The following is a 17151-nucleotide window of genomic DNA, read 5'->3' as shown; positions in this document are numbered from 1 at the left end:
ACAAAACCCCAATCAATGAAGTTGCGCGGCGGGCTAAGCGAACAAAACCGAAACTTTCACGAATCCTGTCAACCCATTGACTCCTCAGCATTCGGGAAGAACAGTCCGAAAGTCGTGGTGCCTTGCCCGCTTTCAACCCAGCAGCGGCCCTGGTGCAATTGCATGATGGAGGTGACAATCGACAACCCCAACCCGCTCGAGTGGGAGGAGTTTTGGCGGGAAGGATCCGCACGATAGAAACGGTCGAAAATCCTTTCCTGATCGTGTTTAGGAATCGTTTCGCCCTGGTTGACCACCAGAATATTCATGCCTGCGGCGGCGGGGGAGGCAATGATTTCAATCACGCTGTCTGCTGCGGCATGGCGTACGGCGTTGGAAAGCAGATTAGCCAGCGCTCTGCGTAAGAGCATGGCGTCGGCAAACAGGGTGCCCTGGCCGCTGACCTGGATCCGGATATCGCGTTCGGCAGCTAAGTCTTCGAAATAATCACAAATCCGCTTCATATCCTGCGTGGCGTCCAGAACGATGCGCTGAATTTCCTGGTCAGGCTGCTCGGCCTGCGCCAAAAAAAGCATGTTATCAATCATGCGCGACATGCGCTGGAGTTCTTCAAAATTAGACCCCAGCAACCGCCGGTAGTACTCATTTTCCCGTGGCGCCCCCAGACCTACCTCAGTTTGCCCGAGAAGTATGGTGATCGGCGTACGCAGATCGTGGGCCATGTCGCCACTCACTTGTTTAATTTGTTTAAACCCGCGTTCGAGTCTGCCCAGCATGGCATTTATCTGATCAATCAGGGGATCCAGCTCAGTGGGTGCATCGTCTTTGGCCAGACGCGAGGACAAGGTTCTGGTGCCAATCTTCGCGGTTCTTTCCGCCAGCCTTCGCAAAGGAGAAACCCCCCGGCGGGCAAAAATAAAGGCCAAAACGACCGAAATGGCGGCCATCATCGATGCAAACAGAATGATGTTATCGCGATACACATCCAAAATATGCGTCCGGTCGGTTAACACACGGCTTGAGATAATTTCCAGCGGGGGTAAATCATTGGAAGACTGACTGGTCGCCGCCATAGAAATCATGGGTGTCCCGTCAGACGTTTGCGAATGGTGCACGACATTCAGCGACAGTTTCTGGTTGGCGGAGATCGGCGCGACATCAGGGATCTGGCGTTTGAGAGGATTGACCTCCAGTAAGGTCGGGCCTTGTGTATAACGGATAACCAGCAGGGATTCCGTGTTTCCCAGCATATTCGCGAACAGGTGCGGCTTTTCATGAATAAGCTGACGGGCATCCATATCCCGTAATAAGGTGCTGATCTGGTCCACCCGTGAGACAAGCGCCGCGTCATCACGCAGTGTCAACTGGTGCCGTAACGCATAATAAAGTGCTCCGCCCATGACAGTAAACGCCACAAACGAAAAGGCGGCGAGCAAAACGGCGAGGCGAAACGTGAGGGAAATACGTCTCATGGCTCTTCCTCACAGCGATAACCCACGCCATGTATTGTATGTATTAATTGATTCTGAAACGGCTCATCGATTTTTTGCCTTAATCTTCTGACGGCCACATCCACCACATTGGTGTCGCTGTCAAAATTCATATCCCATACGCGGGAAGCCAAAAAGGTGCGCGACAATACCTGACCGGGATGCTGGAGAAAACACACCAGCAATTTAAATTCTTTGTTGGTCAGGGTGATACGTTTCCCGGCGCGTTCACACCGAAATTTTTCGATATCCACGACCAGATCTGCCAGCGATAAAACATTACCTGATTGCGGCTGGCCCCGGCGAAGGATGATGCGAATGCGGGCCAGCAGTTCAGCATAGGAAAAGGGTTTCACCAGATACTCATCAGCCCCCAACCCCAGGCCACGCAAGCGATCTTCCAGCGCCCCGAGTGCACTGAGAAACAGCACGGGTGTCTGGAGATGAATACGCAGTCGCTCCATCACCGTCCAGCCGTCCATCTCGGGCAGCATCACATCCAGCAGGATCAGGTCGTAAGCATTCTCCCGGGCCATATGAAGGCCATCGATACCGTTAGCGGCCCAGTCGGCGGTGTAACCCGCTTCATTAAGGCCATTTCTCAGGTATTCGGCGGTTTTCTCTTCGTCTTCAATAATGAGGATTTTCAAACAGGATAGAACCTCGGCGTGCAGGAGAAAAGGGCGCACGCGGCGCCCATTTCTTCTCATCATGATGATGCGAAATGTTTAATAACCCGGCACGTGCGCGGCTTTCATAATCAGATTTGCCACGGCTTCCGGCTGGGAAATTAACGATACATGACTAGATTTTAGCTCGATCGTCTGCGCATGCATACGTTTAGCCATGAAGCGCTCGAGATCAGGATTGATGGTGCGGTCTTCCGTCGAGACGGCGTAATACGTCGGCTTAAATTCCCAGGCAGCGACGCTGGTTTTGGCCATCGTGATGGCTTTGCCCATGGGTTGCTGAACGGCGTAGTAAGCTTTGGCTTCTTTCTCAGGCAAATCACCTGCAAAATCATGAACAAAGGCTGATTCCGTTAACGCACCAAAATTGTCATTCCATTTTATGCCCGCAGAAGCGGGCGATGCCGGGAATTTCTTTGTCAGCGCCGGATAGTCTTCACCCGCTGCCGGTGCACGCGCAGCGATATATACCAGGCCTTTCACTTCCGGCTCATTCCCTGCCTGGCTAATCACCATTCCCCCATAAGAGTGTGCGACCAGAATGACCGGGCCGTTTTGCAGAGCCAGCGCCCGTTTCACCGCCGCAACATCGTTATCCAGTGACGTCGTCGGGTTCTGCACCGCAGTCACATGCAGGCCTTTGGCTTGCAGCAGCGGGATAACCTTAGACCAGCTCGACGCATCCGCAAACAAGCCATGAACCAGCACGATGTTAGTGACTTCCGGTGCATTTGCGACTGGCTTGCTGGTATCAGCCTGAACCGTTGAGATAGTCATCCCGGCAAGGACGAGAGAAGTGATGAGTGGCAGATTGCGTAATTTCATAATAAATCCTCAGTGCAGTGTGTGAAGGCAATATATCAATCAGAGGCCAACAAAAGACTGACGAGGAAATGACAAAAAAATGACATACATGCCGGGGAACACGTAGCCACAGAAACCGACTCCCATGCGGTACCCAATGTCGCGCGATGAAATTTATGACATCTTTTTCAGATGCTCCCGTACGGCATTCAGAAATCTTTCAGAAAACTCATCCCCCATGGTGGCCCGTGAAAGTATCAATGCACCCGTCATCGTTGCCAGTTGTACAAGATGAATATCAGAGGGCTCGCAGTCTGGGTCATTTTTTTGAATTGCAGCCAACTGCGTAGCCATTTTCTTTAAACCGTCTATATACGTTTGGCGTACCGGCTTTTCCAGCGGTTTACGCTGCACATCCGATGCCAATGCGGTCACGGTACACCCGTGGCCTGCATTATCTCTGTGCTCAACAGAAAGATAGGAATCCAGGAGTCCGTTGAAAGTGGTTATACCGCTTAATGAGAAAGCATCACTTACATCATCAAACGCACGTTGGCAGGCGAGAGCCTCAAGCTCGTCTTTGGAACTAAACTGACCGTAAAATCCACCGTGTGTCAGGCCGACGGTCGTCATCACATCGTTGACGCTCACGCCGTCCAGACCTCGTTCCCGGAACAGTTCCGCGGAGGCTTTAATAATATTATCGCGGTTGCGTTCCATTTGTTCTTTGGATACCCGACCCATTTATCCTCCATTACCCGTTAAACAATCCGGGGTGTGAGCGCCCGTATATTCGTCTCGCCCCTTATGCACGGGGAAGCCGGATGCAGACATGTTCTGCGCCAGCCCCCTGCGCTCTGGCAAGAATGCCAGCTATCGTTGCGAAGTGCATTATTACCTGCCTCGTCCATAGTTAAATGACGGTTGACATTTATTATACATGTCACGCATCATTTAAAAAGTCTTTGCGCGTAAATTCCACTCTGATCCAGGGGAAAAAATGCCTGAGAACACTTCAGTACTGATTACCGGCGACTCACCGGCGATGAGTATCTTTGGAACCTTTATCAACAGCCTTGCAAGGCCATGCTTGCGGAGTTCAGACAGGAATATGCGGCTCCAGGAACCCTGGGGAATGATGAATAAAACTTGCCCGTTACAGTGATCTTTTACCCCCCTTTAGAAGGAATTTATCGATGTCCGATAACATACTCTTTTCTCCGTTCACCCTGAAAGGCCTGACGCTGCCTAACCGCATCGTCATGGCTCCTATGACCCGTAGCATGACCCCGGAAGGCATTCCAGGCCAGCCTAATGCCGGTTATTACCGTCGCCGCGCCGAGGGTGAAGCAGGTCTTATTCTGACAGAAGGAACCGTGGTTAATCGCCCGGCCTCCCGCAATATGCCAGGCATTCCCTTCTTCCATGGCGAGCTGGCACTGGCTGGCTGGAAGCAGGTCGTAGATGCTGTTCATGCAGCCCGCGGTCGTATCGGTCCGCAAATCTGGCATACCGGTTCGACCCGAAGCGGTGAATGGGAGCCTGATGCGCCGGTTGAAAGCCCTTCAGGGTTAGTCGGCCCCGGTGACGCAAGAGGAATGACTATGTCAGAAGAAGACATAGCCGATACGGTCGACGCTTTTGCCCGGGCAGCCGCAGAGGCAAAACGCCTTGGTTTTGATGTCGTAGAACTGCACGGTGCGCATGGATACCTTATCGATCAGTTCTTCTGGCAGGGCACAAACCTTCGTACTGACGCCTTCGGTGGCAAAACCATTTCAGAACGCTCTCGCTTTGCGGCAGATATTGTGCGCGCAGTGCGCGCGTCGGTCGGGCCTGAATTCCCGCTTATTCTTCGTGTCAGCCAGTGGAAGCAGCAGGACTATGCAGCCCGCCTGGCGGAAACCCCTCAGGAGATGACAGAGTGGCTGGTTCCGCTGGTTGAAGCAGGCGTGGACATTCTCCACTGCTCACAGCGTCGGTTCTGGGAGCCAGAGTTCCCGGATGTTGACGGTAATGATGGCCTTAACTTTGCCGGCTGGGCAAAAAAACTTACCGGTGCCGCCACCATCAGCGTCGGGTCGGTGGGGCTTGCAGATGATTTCTTTGGTGCCTTTGGCGGCCAGGGCTCTGGCACAGCTGCGCTGGATAATCTGTACACACGCATGGAACGCGAAGAGTTTGACCTGATTGCTGTTGGCCGCGCACTCCTGTCTGACCCGCAGTGGGTTCAGAAAATCCGCACCGGTCGTTTGGAAGATCTGCACGGGTTTCAGGCAGAAGACCTGGGGACATTGTTCTGATGGATTTAATCCACCGACAAATCAATACATACCAAGCCGGCTCTGGCCGGCATTTTTTGCATCAAGGGAAAGTGATATGAAAGAAAAAAAACCTGTCGCCTTGATCACCGGCGCATCCTCCGGCATCGGCCTGGCCGTCGCGGAAAGGCTATATCATGCCGGTTACACTGTGTATGGCACCAGTCGAAAACAGGTGAGAGAAGACCAGTTCTACTTCAACATGCTTACACTTGACGTGACCCGCGATGAGTCAGTGAGTGGGGTAGTCAACGAGCTCATCGCCCGTGAAGGTTGTATTGACCTGCTGGTCAACAACGCCGGATTTGGTTTGGAGCCGGCAGCCGCCGAAGAAAGCTCAATAGCGCAGGCGCAGAGCCTTTTTGATACTAACTTTATGGGTATTGTCCGGATGGTACGGGCGGTGCTGCCGCACATGCGTGCGCGGAAGCAGGGGCGCATCATCAATATCGGCTCGGTTCTGGGATTGGTGCCGATGCCCTATGTTGCTCTATATGCAGCAAGCAAGCACGCGGTTGAAGGTTACACGGAATCGCTGGATCACGAAATGCGCACCGAGGGTATCCGGGTATCCGTTATTGAGCCTGCCTACACGCGCACACAGTTCGAAGCCAACAATGTCCCCCCCGATGCCCCGCTGGACGTTTATAAAGCCCGCCGGAGCGCACTGAAAATAATTGTCAGCGATGCATTGAAGTCAGCCGATGAACCCGATGTCGTGGCCCGCGTGGTTGTGGGTGCGGCGCAGGATCGACGTCCACGGACTCGCTACACCGCCGGAAAAACAGCAGCCAAACTGGCTTTTATGCGCCGCTTCCTGACAGCTTCTCTGCTGGATAAAGGAATTCGTAAAAGCCTCGGGCTCTGAGAGATCAGTTATCCATCACCTGACGTTGCACGCCCCCATAAAACTGTTTACTGAGTTTCAGGCATGTTGAATGTGCCCACAGGCATTTAATCTTGGTGAGCTTACGGATGATGAGTATGAAAGCACTGGTACTGAAAAGTTACGGAAAGAATGCCCGGCTGGATTTTGAAACCCGCCCGATGCCGCGCGTTAAAGATAATGAAATACTGGTAAAGATTCATGCGGTGGGGTTAAACCCCATTGATAACATGATTCCGGCAGGAACATTCAAACCCATTTTGCAATTTACGCTGCCGGCAGTGATGGGCAGCGATCTTGCAGGTATTGTGGTGGAAAGAGGAAAAAATGTAACCCGGTTCCACTCGGGCGATGCCGTTTACGCCAGCATCTTTGACACTGATAATGGTGCGCTTTCTGAATATGTGGCGGTGCCTGAAAGCGCAGCATCGCTCAAGCCTCGGAGTCTAGACTTTATTGAGGCAGCGTCGTTACCCATGGTGGCTTTGACCTCATGGCAGGCCTTTGAGCATGTAAACTTGCTGGCTGGCCAGAAGGTCTTTATACCCGCGGGGTCTGGCGGCATAGGGACTTTTGCTATTCAACTGGCACGGCATCTTGGTGCAAGCGTGGCAACCACCACAAGCGCAGGGAATTCAGAACTAGTCAGTCGTCTTGGTGCTGAGCATATCATTGATTATAAAACACAAGATTTTGAAAAAGTACTCTCCGGTTACGATGTAGTGCTCGGAACCTTGCGCGGTGACAGTATACAAAAAGCCATTCAGATCCTCCGGCCCGGCGGCAATCTCGTCTCACTGACCGGGCCCGTTGACCTGCCTTTCGCACGCCACAGAAACATGAATCCAATCATGAAAGCCTTATTCTGGCTGATGAGTCGTAAGATAAACGAAATGGCGTCACAACGACAGGTCCGGTATGGATTCCATTTTGTTCATCCAGATGGCAGCCGCCTGTCTGACATTGCTGAACTGGTGGATGCCGGAAAGTTGGCTCCCGTCATTGACCGGGTATTTTCCTTTGAGGAAACCCTCAGTGCGCTTTCCTATCTCAAAACCGGGCATGCGAAGGGGAAAGTAGTCGTTGCACTTTCTCCTGAGTCATAGCCCTTTCCTGACGACTACGCCCATTTTTCAAGCCTCAGCTTGCAGTACCTCTCTTTGAGAGGTACTGCACAAATCCCTCTGAAACCGGTTGCAAAGATAATGGGTGCAAATGTTACTCTGCAACCGGTTACAAAGAGCTTTAGCGCAAAAATCTCACCGTGACATACATCATGATTGGCCTGCGAATGTACTCATGTTATGAAATTCATAGCATTTAATCGGGGCAGTCTTACTCATGCGCTGAGCTAAACTTATTACAAAAGGCCATGCTGACATGTATTTGTATAAAATATCGCGTTTTAGCCCTGTAATGCTGATGATGCTCATCCCTTTAAACGCCCATGCAGTCCCCCAGATTCAGCCTTCTGATTTGCGGCTTGAACTGCAAAAACAACCTCTTCTGGTAGAAGATCTCAATCATTTTTCAATGAACTGGGTGCTTAACAGCAACCAGCGTAATGATATTCAAACAGCTTACAGAATCGTGATATCCGCGGATGCCGATTTTATAGATGCGAAGGGCCGTATTATTTATCAAAAACCGTTCTGGGACTCCGGAAAAGTGAACACATCAGATTCGTCAGGTGTGATTTATCATGGGCCTCAACTTTCCGCAGCGACCCGTTATTACTGGGCAGTCCAGACATGGAATCGGCAAAACGAAGCGAGTCCTTTTTCATCCATCAGTCATTTTGATACCGCGCTTAAAAATAACTGGCGTGCTAAACCTGTCTGGGTCGCCCAACGTCCAGACAATAATAATCAGGAAGATGATTGGGCATTTTTCCGTAAGGAATTCCGGGCCAGTAATAAAGCCATTAAACGCGCGATTATTTATTCAACCGGCACGAACCCTGTTGAATCCCGGCAGTATGTTTATAAAGTTAACTTGAATGGTGATTTTGTGGGGTTGGGTCCTGTCCGGGGCTTCGATGGTAAAACGTTTTATAACGCTTTTGACGTTACACCCCATATCAAGGCAGGTCAGGAGAATATCCTTTCCGCATCAGCGTTTAGCTATGGTGACAAAAAGTCGTTTATGGCAGAATTGCGCATTGATTACGCCGATGGCGATGTGCAAATTATTGCAACAGATAGCTCATGGAAGTCGCTGGCCGGGAATAAAGCATTTCCGTACGCTGGGGATGTGCATGACCCTGAAGCCATTTCATGGGTGGGATTCCGCTATCCCCACGAAAATATCAATGTAAAAGAATACCCTTCTGGTTTTCAGAACATTCATTTCGATGATGCTAAATGGCAACCTGTGGTTATTAAGCCCGACCTGAAGAATTTGGTCGGTTATCCGGCAGAAAACCTGACGAAAAGAAATATTTCTCCGTTAAGCGTCAAAAAAACGACTGACAATAAGTTTGTGCTCGATTACGGCGTCACTGTTGTGGGTGGTATGAATCTCACCATTGATACGGGGGATAAAGGGGGGGAAGTTGTCACCATCAAGGCCGGAGAGGTCATGAAAGATTCCCAAAAAGTGCAATGGAAAACAGCCGCTTTGGTCAATAATAACGATGTGTGGACACTGAAAAACGGCCCTCAATCTGTTGAACACTTTGGGTTTCGTGTCTTCAGGTATGCAGAGGTTTCAGGGCTCCCGGACTTTGTCACCGAAAAAAATCTCCACAACTATCTGACGACATTCACTTTGCAGTATCCGTTTGATGATCAGGCTGCATCGTTCCGTTCCTCAAATGAGCAACTCAACAAAATATGGGCTTTTTCACGTGACTCAATCAAAAACCTTAATCACGATTTATACGTGGATTCGCCAAATCGAGAACGCGCTCCCTATGAGGCTGACACCTACATTCAGCAATTAAGTAATTATTCCCTCAGCAACGATTACGCCCTTGCCCGGTTTTCTGTGGACTGGCTGACCCATAATTCTACGTGGCCGATGGAATGGAAGGTGTATAACATTCTCAATTCCTGGAATGATTACCTCTATACGGGTGATCGAAAACTGATTGAGAGAAATTTCAGCCTGTTGCAAACGAAAATCCCGCCCAAACTCTTGCAAGGATTTAGTCCGAAAACCGGGCTGGTCACCGCCAGCTATGGTGATGGCGGCCCGGGGCCCGATCATGACATTGTCGACTGGCCCAAAAAACTGAGAGACGGATATCAATTCTCAGACACGCATATTGTGACTAACGTATTCTTTTTTGCAGCGACAAAGGCGATGTCTGATATTGCTGCCGCGTTAAATAAGACGCAAGACAGTAAAAAATATGTGGCGCTCTACAGCAAATCCCGCACCGGTATTCAAAAAACATTCTTTGACCGCCAGCATGAGGCATTCAGAGATAATGTAAATGGTGAGCTGCACTTCTCAAGTCAGGCCAATTCATTTGTCACTGCACTGGGCGCAGCATCCCCGACACAATCAGTAAACGCCGCCAACTACCTTGCTGAACAAAAAATGCTTAAGGGCAGTGTCTACAGTTCTCTGTTTGCATTGACCGCAATGGCTGAACATGGTCAGGCGGAAGAAGCGGTTAATCAGATTACCGGTATGAACTCAGATGGGGTTCCGCGTGATAACAGCCATAACTGGCGACATATGATGGAACTGGGTTCCGGTTCAACAATGGAAGCATGGAATGAGACGGATGATTTTACTGTGAGTCACTCTCATCCGTGGGGAACATCACCTTCTATTGTCATCCCTGAAAGTCTCTTCGGCATTAAGCCGCTGGAGCCTGGCTGGGCCGTGTTTCAGGTGAAACCCGCGCGTGCAGGGCTGAGCAATGCGTCGGTGAAAGTGCCCACTATCCGGGGAGTCGTAAAGGTGTCTTATGAAACAGTCGGTACCGTATTGCATCTGAAAGTGTCTGTTCCGGTGAATACCCACGCCTTCATCTATATTCCTGCGGATAAGGTGACGGCTGTCAAAGAGAGCGGTTCTGCATTGAGAACAACGCAGGACAATCCAGAAATTGTGGGTGTGCAAGACGGATACCTTAAAGTGAAGGTTGGCTCTGGAGATTACAATTTCACCTCCGAACTTGTCCGATTTTAAACAAGGCTCGTGATGACATGATATGCGGGAAACGATGAAACATAGCACTCTTTAAGCGGTAAGATGGTTACTGCAGTAGATGCGCTGGAGAACGTAATGATTACAATGCTTGATGTGGCAATATGCGCGGGGGTGTCCAAAGCAACCGTTTCCCGGGTTTTAAATGGTAAAGATGTGGTCAGAAAAGAAATTAAAGAACGGGTCTATAAAGCCATCAAAGAAACCGGTTATCGGCCTAACCTGCTTGCTCAGCAGATGACAACGCAAAAAACGAGCATGATAGGGCTGGTGATCACCAATGAGGTGTATAACGGACCCTACTTTTCGACTCTTTTTTATAATGCAGCAAAATATTGCGAGCAACATAATCACCGTCTTATCTTCGCTGACGGGAAGCGGACTTTTGAAGAAGAGATTAACGCCATAGATTTTCTGGTGGGGATGAAATGTGCAGGCGTGATGGTTTATACAAAATATTTGAGCGCGTGTAAGCTTGATAAAATCGTCAGTTCAAGCCCCATTCCGATTATTGCATTGAATCAGAAGCTGGAAAATAATGCTGAGAGCTCTGTTTTTATTAACCATTATCTCGGTTGCTTAAAAATGATGGACTTTTTGTACGGTATGGGCCATAGCGAAATTGCTTATATTTCTGGTAAAAAAAACTCGCGAAGTAATACGGCCCGACAAACCGCGTATCTTGAAAAAATGGCAGAGTATGGGCGGGCTGTCGATAATAATATGATCGCGCAGGGATCGTGGAATATGCAGAGCGGCTACGAAGCGGCTAAAGAGTTAATAAATAATAATTCGGTTTTTACGGCAATACTTGCTGGCAATGATGACATGGCATTTGGGGTGATAAAAGCCTTGAAGGAAGCCGGGAAACGGGTTCCTGAAGACATTTCTGTCGCGGGGTTTGATAACGCAAAAATGGGCAACTTCTTTTCACCCACCCTGACGACTCTGGATGTACCCCTGGAGGAGATGTTCAGGCGTGCTGTCGAATCAATTTTGGATGTTCACCAGGATGAGGGATTTTCTGAGCTCTCCGGCACGTTAGTGATCAGAGAGTCAGTCCGAAAAATAAATTAATATAACAAGCATATGACTATTTTCCCTGACGCAGTTTTAGGGAGTTATCATTTCTGTTGAATTTTTCTGTACCATAAATGTGCCAGACTATTATTATCCGCGAGTTGAAGTAGAGACTTTTTTTTCTGCTCTGGTTGCCAGAAATTAAGTTCAATTTTTGACGTGTTAATTTATATGTGAGGAATAATTTCCATTGGTTATTTGTGACTCAACTCACAAAAAAAGTCAAATGCGGTTGTGCATGCCAATGCTTTTTTACTAGCATGAGTGTCTGGACGTTATCGGTTTATCCGAGCGAAACCTGACACTTCTGCATTAATATTATGCAAAAGTGTCAGGTTTTTTTTTGCTCTGAAAATCATCGATATTCTTATTTCGAGGCAGCTATGCATAATAAAGAATTGGCTGGAAAAATACTTGATTTCGTTGGGGGCAATAATAACGTTGTCGAACTGGTGCATTGCGCAACACGTCTGAGATTTACGCTCAATGACAAGAAAAAAATTGATGTTCATGCGCTTGAAAACTTAGACGGCGTCATTACGACGGTGCAATCAGGTGGGCAATTTCAGGTCGTTGTGGGTAACAAAGTCGCTGAAATTTATCGTGAATTAGAAAATATGTTGCCGCAAGATGGTCGTAAAGAGCGTGCAGACCCGACAGATGACAATAAAGGCCCGTTGCTAAGTCGTCTTATCGATATTATTTCTTCAATCTTTACCCCTTTGCTGGGAGCGATGGCGGCATCAGGGATCATTAAAGGCCTGCTGGCTATCGCGTTCGCGAACGAGTGGCTTGATAAGAAAGAGAGTTCAGCGGTGATTTTACAAGCCGCCTCAGACAGCCTCTTCTATTTTTTACCGGTACTGCTGGCGATAACGGCAGCGCGTAAATTCAAAACGGACATTTTCGTGGCTGTGACTGTGGCCGGGGCTTTAATTTATCCTGACATTGTGGCCTTTTTCACTCAGCACACAGAGGTTCATTTTTTTGGCCTCCCGGTCATGATGATGAAATATACCGGCACGGTATTGCCAATCATTTTGGCTGTCTACGTGATGTCATTGCTGGAAAATCTGATAAAAAACGCGATTCATGAGGCTGTCCGAAGTGTCATTTTGCCGTTTATTTTACTGCTTGTGATGGTACCCCTTACGTTGCTTACTATTGGCCCTGTGGGGGTGTTTACAAGCGAGGCAATTGCTGGCGTATTTGTCAAAATATTCAGTTTTAATCCCATTATAGCCAGCGCCTTATTCGCAGCAGGCTGGCAGGTGTTTGTGATATTCGGCATGCACTGGGCTTTTACTCCCGTCATCATCAACGAAATTACGGTGCTGGGTAAAAGTACACTGAAAGCCGCGACGGTTCCCGCTGTGTTTGCTCAGTCAGGTGCTGTGCTGGCGGTATTGCTGAAAACCAAGAACAAAAAAATGAAGACACTGGCAAGTGGTGCCTTTGTCTCGTCGATATTTGGGATCACCGAGCCTGCGGTATATGGCATTACACTTAAACTCAAAAAACCCTTCATCTGCGCAGTACTCGCGTCGGCAGTGGGTGGCGGGATCGTCGGGTATTCTGGCAGTGGCGCAATATCGATGGGGATCCCGAGTCTGGTTACGCTTCCAATATTTTACGGTGAGGGATTTGTTGGGCTGCTGATCGGCATTGCGACCTCTTTTGTACTCTCTGCTGTTTTAACCTATATCGTCGGATTTGACGATCCGATAGAGACAGATGATATTCCAGAAAAGCAACAATCTGTCAGCACACAGAATTCCTTCCCTAAACCTGCATTGATCCGCAACGTAGCGAACATTGCCACTCAGGAAAATATCTGGTCCCCGGTCAGCGGCCAATTAGTGCCATTGGAAAGTGTAAATGACAACGTTTTTTCTTCTGGCGTTGTGGGCTATGGGATCGCTATCGAGCCCTTCTCGGGGCAAATTGTCGCACCGGTCAACGGTACTGTCGTGTCCACTTTTGCCAGTGGTCATGCCTTGCACTTGCTATCGGACCAAGGGGCCGAAGTCTTAATTCATATTGGAATCGATACCATTAAGCTTGATGGGAAGTTTTTCATTATGCATGTGAGCTCAGGACAACATGTTAACAAGGGTGATCTTTTGGTTGAGTGCGATTTTAACGAAATTCGTAACGCCGGGTTCGATACCGTTATTCCTGTCGTCATCACTAATCCTGAAAAGTACCAGTCCATTGAACCTCAGCAGAAAGAACGCACAGAGTCGGGTGCGTTGTTATTGTCACTTTCATAAACAGTAAGGGAGCACCTATGCGATACACACACCTGAAACCGTTTCCGGAAAATTTCTTCTGGGGAGCATCGACTTCAGCCTATCAGGTTGAAGGTGCATGGAATGAAGACGGCAAAGGGCCTTCTGTTATTGATGCCCGGAGTGAATATCCTGAAGGAACGACGGATTTCACCGTGGCCAGCGACCATTATCATAAATATAAGCAAGATATTGCTCTGCTGGCAGAAATAGGCCTCAAGGCCTACCGTTTTTCCATAGCCTGGACACGCATCGTTCCTGATGGGGACGGAGAGATCAATACCGCAGGTTTGGATTTCTATCACCATTTAATTGATGAAATAAGGGTTCAGGGTATGGAGCCTATTGTGACCCTCTATCACTTCGATTTGCCCCAGGCGCTGATGGATGTCGGAGGCTGGTATAACCGGCAGACTGTTGATGCGTTTGCCCGCTATGCTGAAATTCTGTTTGATGCGTTTGGTGAAAAGGTTAAGTACTGGTTGACGATCAACGAGCAGAATTTGATGATTTTGCAGGGGAATGCCCTCGGTACCGTTGATCCTAAAATACAGAATGACAAAAAAAATCTGTATCAGCAAAACCACCATATGTTGGTTGCCCAGGCAAGAGTAATGCAATTACTTCACGAAAAATATCCGGCTTCACTGATTGGTCCCGCGCCGAATATCGCTCTGATTTATGCAGCGACCCCAAAACCTGAAGATGTGCTGGCGTCAGAAAATTACAATGCTATCCGTAACTGGCTCTATCTGGATATGGCTGTGCATGGCAAATACAACCATCTGGCCTGGGCATATATGGAAGAGAAAGGATTTCTCCCGGACGTTCAGGCAGGAGATGACGTGATACTGGCTGCCGGCAAACCCGATTTTATTGCCTTTAACTATTACACCACGCAAACCGTAGCAGCCAGTCAGGGCGACGGACATGATGAAGTCATCCGGGGAGGAAACAAATACCTTAAGTCAGGTGAGAATGGCGTGCACCGTGGTGCAGCGAATGAACATTTGCCTCGCACTCAGTTCGGCACGGAAATTGACCCTGTCGGGTTTAGAAATACGTTACGCGCAATCTATGGCCGGTATCGTTTACCTTTGCTGATCACAGAGAATGGAATCGGGGCATTTGATAAACTGGAGGCGGATGGAACAATTAATGATCAATATAGAATTGATTATTTGAGAGCGCATATTCATCAGATGCAGTTAGCCATTACTGACGGTGTTGAAATCTTAGGTTATACACCCTGGTCGGCGATTGATTTAATATCCACGCACCAGGGATGCTCAAAGCGCTATGGGCTGATATATGTCAATCGCGATGAGTTTGACCTTAAAGATCTGCGCAGGATTAAGAAAAAAAGCGCTTATTGGTATGGTGAGATGATAAAGAGAAACGGACTAACCGATGCGGTCTGAGGGACAACGTAGTGTGATGCAGTGTGCATCACACTTTATATTTTTGAACTAAGAAAACGTGCTATGAAAATAATCAAGATATTAAGTAATAATGCGATTATGGTAGAGAACGAGCAGGGTGACACTCTCGTCGCACTTGGCCGTGGCATCGGTTTTGGGAAAAAAAACGGTGATCGTGCTGATGCCAGAACGTTTGAAGCCCAATACCTTGAAAAAAAAGAGGATATCACGTTGTCCTGGCGCCAGCTGTTCAGCAATATTCCGGATGATATTATCCAGATTTCCAGGGAAATTGTGGGCAATATTGAAAAACGTTTTCCTGTTGCCTCGCAGTTGTCATTGATCCTGGCTTTAAGCGATCACATATATTATGCGATAACTCGGGCCGGAAATAATCAGATGATAAAAAACCCACTGGCATGGGATATAAGAATGTTTTATCCGGAAGAATATCAAATGGCAAGTGACGCTATTGCACTAATAAATAGGAAAATGTATGTGGAACTTCCAGAAGAGGAAATTGGATTCATTGCATTACATATCGTAAATTGCAGGCATAATGGGAATATGTACGACACCATGCAATCAGCCACCTTAATAAAAGATATAATCAATATTATAAAGTTGAATTTTCTTCTTGAATTAAATGAAGGTTCAATTAACTTCCAACGTCTGGTGACTCATCTTAAGTTTTTTTCAATGCGGATGATAAATAACGCCCCCTTTAAGCTGGATGACGACTCTGTTTATTTTAGTATACGAGAGAAGTTCTCTGAGTCATATCGGTGCACAGAGAAAATTGAAGTTTGGTTGGAAAAGAATCATTCTTATAAAATGAATTTCGATGAGAAAATGTTTCTTACCATACACATTGAAAGATTAAGAAATTCTGATGCTTAATAATGGGAAAGCATAGTTAATGTATAAGGCTTTATTTCTTTTTAACTTAATATCCACTGCGTTTTTTTATCCAACTAGTGTATTAATATGGCCAGGCTATTTTAATATATGATGATGTCCCCTTTGCAGGGGAGCAAATAACGTTAAATCTTATCCAAAAAATCCACCACGCATTTCATACACGCCTCGCGTTCTTCCACATGCGGCATATGGCTGGAATTTTCAAAAATCGACCATACGGCACCGTTGATGAGATCTGCGAACGGCTGCACCACTTCCGGGGCGGCTTCGTCGTAGCGACCAGATATCAGCAACACCGGCACGTTAATTGCGGGCAAACGGTCGATCACCGTCCAGTTTTTCATGCTGCCGATAACGTGGAATTCAGTCGGCCCGTTCATGGCGAGATATACGGTCGGATCGTCGTCCATTGCGGCAAACGTGCGTTTCACATCGTCTGGCCACGGGTTGAGACGGCAGACGTGGCGGGCATAAAATACCTGCGATGCAGCTTTGTATTCCGCACTGTCGAGGGTTCCTGCGGCTTCATGCGTGAGTAAGGTTTCCTGAATGTCCGGTGGCAGTTCGCTGCGCAGTCTGGCGGCGGCTTGCAGCCAGAGTTCCATAGACGCAGGCGAGTTGGCGATGATCAGTGCTTTCAAACCGGCAGGCTGCGTGACCGCGTGTTCGGCACCGAGCATACCGCCCCAGGACTGGCCGAGCAGGGCGTAATTATTCTGGATACCCAGGCGACGCAGCAGATTATCAAGCTCCGCCAGAAAGAAAGACGGCTGCCAGAAGTCCGCCGGTTTGTCCGGCAGATGCGTCGAACGGCCATTACCAATCTGATCGTAATGAATCACCGCGCGTCCTGTTTCGGCGATATCGCGGAAGGCATCGACGTAATCATGTGTGCAGCCCGGACCACCGTGCGCAATCACCAGCGGCGTTTCGCCGTTGTGTAAATCGCCGCAGATGCGGTACCAGGTCTGGTATTCCTGAAACGGAGCATAGCCTTCAGTAATGTTGTACATTTTGTTTCCCCTGCCGGTGAATAATCATCACAGGGTAAACATCAGGGCGGCGCTGAACAGCTAGTAAAAAA

At 48.5% G+C, this 17151-nt stretch carries 13 protein-coding genes; 8 read left to right on the top strand and 5 right to left on the bottom strand.

The window, feature by feature from the left end:
• Positions 1–68 precede the first annotated feature (68 nt).
• From EDF78_RS01480 to EDF78_RS01465, 4 genes are all read right to left on the bottom strand, one after another.
• Entirely contained in the window at positions 69–1472 is a 1404-nt protein-coding gene (locus EDF78_RS01480) for a heavy metal sensor histidine kinase (protein ID WP_133822347.1), read from the bottom strand.
• Positions 1469–2140 (bottom strand): heavy metal response regulator transcription factor, encoded by a 672-nt coding sequence (locus EDF78_RS01475; protein WP_095925300.1) that lies wholly within the window; start codon positions 2138–2140, stop codon positions 1469–1471. Before EDF78_RS01475 ends, EDF78_RS01480 begins: the two co-directional genes overlap by 4 nt.
• 78 nt (positions 2141–2218) lie before the next feature.
• Positions 2219–3004 (bottom strand): alpha/beta hydrolase, encoded by a 786-nt coding sequence (locus EDF78_RS01470; RefSeq protein WP_095925825.1) that lies wholly within the window; start codon positions 3002–3004, stop codon positions 2219–2221.
• Between the two features lie 153 nt (positions 3005–3157).
• Complete coding sequence (locus EDF78_RS01465) at positions 3158–3727, bottom strand: TetR/AcrR family transcriptional regulator (protein ID WP_133822346.1); 570 nt, start codon at positions 3725–3727, stop codon at positions 3158–3160.
• Positions 3728–4179: 452 nt separating this feature from the next.
• Here EDF78_RS01465 and EDF78_RS01460 point away from each other — a divergent pair, with 452 nt between their 5' ends.
• The 8 genes from EDF78_RS01460 to EDF78_RS01425 all read left to right on the top strand — a co-directional run bounded on the left by EDF78_RS01460 (position 4180) and on the right by EDF78_RS01425 (position 16046).
• Positions 4180–5286, top strand: coding sequence for an NADH:flavin oxidoreductase (locus EDF78_RS01460; RefSeq protein WP_133822345.1), 1107 nt, complete (start codon positions 4180–4182; stop codon positions 5284–5286).
• Between the two features lie 76 nt (positions 5287–5362).
• Entirely contained in the window at positions 5363–6172 is an 810-nt protein-coding gene (locus EDF78_RS01455; RefSeq protein WP_133822344.1) for an oxidoreductase, read from the top strand.
• Between the two features lie 116 nt (positions 6173–6288).
• On the top strand, positions 6289–7296 hold the full coding sequence (locus EDF78_RS01450; RefSeq protein ID WP_133822343.1) for an NADP-dependent oxidoreductase: 1008 nt from the start codon (positions 6289–6291) through the stop codon (positions 7294–7296).
• A 274-nt stretch (positions 7297–7570) separates the two neighbouring features.
• On the top strand, positions 7571–10336 hold the full coding sequence (locus EDF78_RS01445) for a family 78 glycoside hydrolase catalytic domain (protein ID WP_133822342.1): 2766 nt from the start codon (positions 7571–7573) through the stop codon (positions 10334–10336).
• A gap of 63 nt (positions 10337–10399) precedes the next feature.
• Complete coding sequence (locus tag EDF78_RS01440; RefSeq protein ID WP_243839406.1) at positions 10400–11431, top strand: LacI family DNA-binding transcriptional regulator; 1032 nt, start codon at positions 10400–10402, stop codon at positions 11429–11431.
• 386 nt (positions 11432–11817) lie between these two features.
• Positions 11818–13707 carry a beta-glucoside-specific PTS transporter subunit IIABC gene (locus EDF78_RS01435; RefSeq protein WP_095925818.1) on the top strand — a complete coding sequence of 630 codons (1890 nt, stop codon included), beginning with the start codon at positions 11818–11820 and terminating at the stop codon, positions 13705–13707.
• Between the two features lie 17 nt (positions 13708–13724).
• Complete coding sequence (locus tag EDF78_RS01430) at positions 13725–15146, top strand: glycoside hydrolase family 1 protein (protein ID WP_095925817.1); 1422 nt, start codon at positions 13725–13727, stop codon at positions 15144–15146.
• Between the two features lie 63 nt (positions 15147–15209).
• Positions 15210–16046, top strand: a complete 837-nt coding sequence (locus EDF78_RS01425) for a PRD domain-containing protein (protein ID WP_133822340.1) — start codon at positions 15210–15212, stop codon at positions 16044–16046.
• A 143-nt stretch (positions 16047–16189) separates the two neighbouring features.
• On the opposite strand, the gene EDF78_RS01420 is transcribed toward EDF78_RS01425, so the two are convergent.
• Positions 16190–17080, bottom strand: a complete 891-nt coding sequence (locus EDF78_RS01420; RefSeq protein ID WP_133822339.1) for a proline iminopeptidase-family hydrolase — start codon at positions 17078–17080, stop codon at positions 16190–16192.
• Between the last annotated feature and the right edge of the window lie 71 nt (positions 17081–17151).

It is taken from the genome of Rahnella sp. BIGb0236 (assembly GCF_004364755.1).
GTDB classification, from domain to species: domain Bacteria; phylum Pseudomonadota; class Gammaproteobacteria; order Enterobacterales; family Enterobacteriaceae; genus Rahnella; species Rahnella victoriana.
Note: the sequence above shows the minus strand (reverse complement) of the source record. Positions and strands in the feature narration are given on the sequence as shown.

What these genes read in the sequence shown, in the direction of transcription:
- EDF78_RS01480 (WP_133822347.1), bottom strand. Translation starts at nt 1,472, where the DNA reads ATGAGACGTATTTCCCTCACGTTTCGCCTCGCCGTTTTGCTCGCCGCC.
- EDF78_RS01470 (WP_095925825.1), bottom strand. Translation starts at nt 3,004, where the DNA reads ATGAAATTACGCAATCTGCCACTCATCACTTCTCTCGTCCTTGCCGGG.
- EDF78_RS01465 (WP_133822346.1), bottom strand. Translation starts at nt 3,727, where the DNA reads ATGGGTCGGGTATCCAAAGAACAAATGGAACGCAACCGCGATAATATT.
- EDF78_RS01460 (WP_133822345.1), top strand. Translation starts at nt 4,180, where the DNA reads ATGTCCGATAACATACTCTTTTCTCCGTTCACCCTGAAAGGCCTGACG.
- EDF78_RS01455 (WP_133822344.1), top strand. Translation starts at nt 5,363, where the DNA reads ATGAAAGAAAAAAAACCTGTCGCCTTGATCACCGGCGCATCCTCCGGC.
- EDF78_RS01450 (WP_133822343.1), top strand. Translation starts at nt 6,289, where the DNA reads ATGAAAGCACTGGTACTGAAAAGTTACGGAAAGAATGCCCGGCTGGAT.
- EDF78_RS01445 (WP_133822342.1), top strand. Translation starts at nt 7,571, where the DNA reads ATGTATTTGTATAAAATATCGCGTTTTAGCCCTGTAATGCTGATGATG.
- EDF78_RS01440 (WP_243839406.1), top strand. Translation starts at nt 10,400, where the DNA reads ATGGTTACTGCAGTAGATGCGCTGGAGAACGTAATGATTACAATGCTT.
- EDF78_RS01435 (WP_095925818.1), top strand. Translation starts at nt 11,818, where the DNA reads ATGCATAATAAAGAATTGGCTGGAAAAATACTTGATTTCGTTGGGGGC.
- EDF78_RS01430 (WP_095925817.1), top strand. Translation starts at nt 13,725, where the DNA reads ATGCGATACACACACCTGAAACCGTTTCCGGAAAATTTCTTCTGGGGA.
- EDF78_RS01425 (WP_133822340.1), top strand. Translation starts at nt 15,210, where the DNA reads ATGAAAATAATCAAGATATTAAGTAATAATGCGATTATGGTAGAGAAC.
- EDF78_RS01420 (WP_133822339.1), bottom strand. Translation starts at nt 17,080, where the DNA reads ATGTACAACATTACTGAAGGCTATGCTCCGTTTCAGGAATACCAGACC.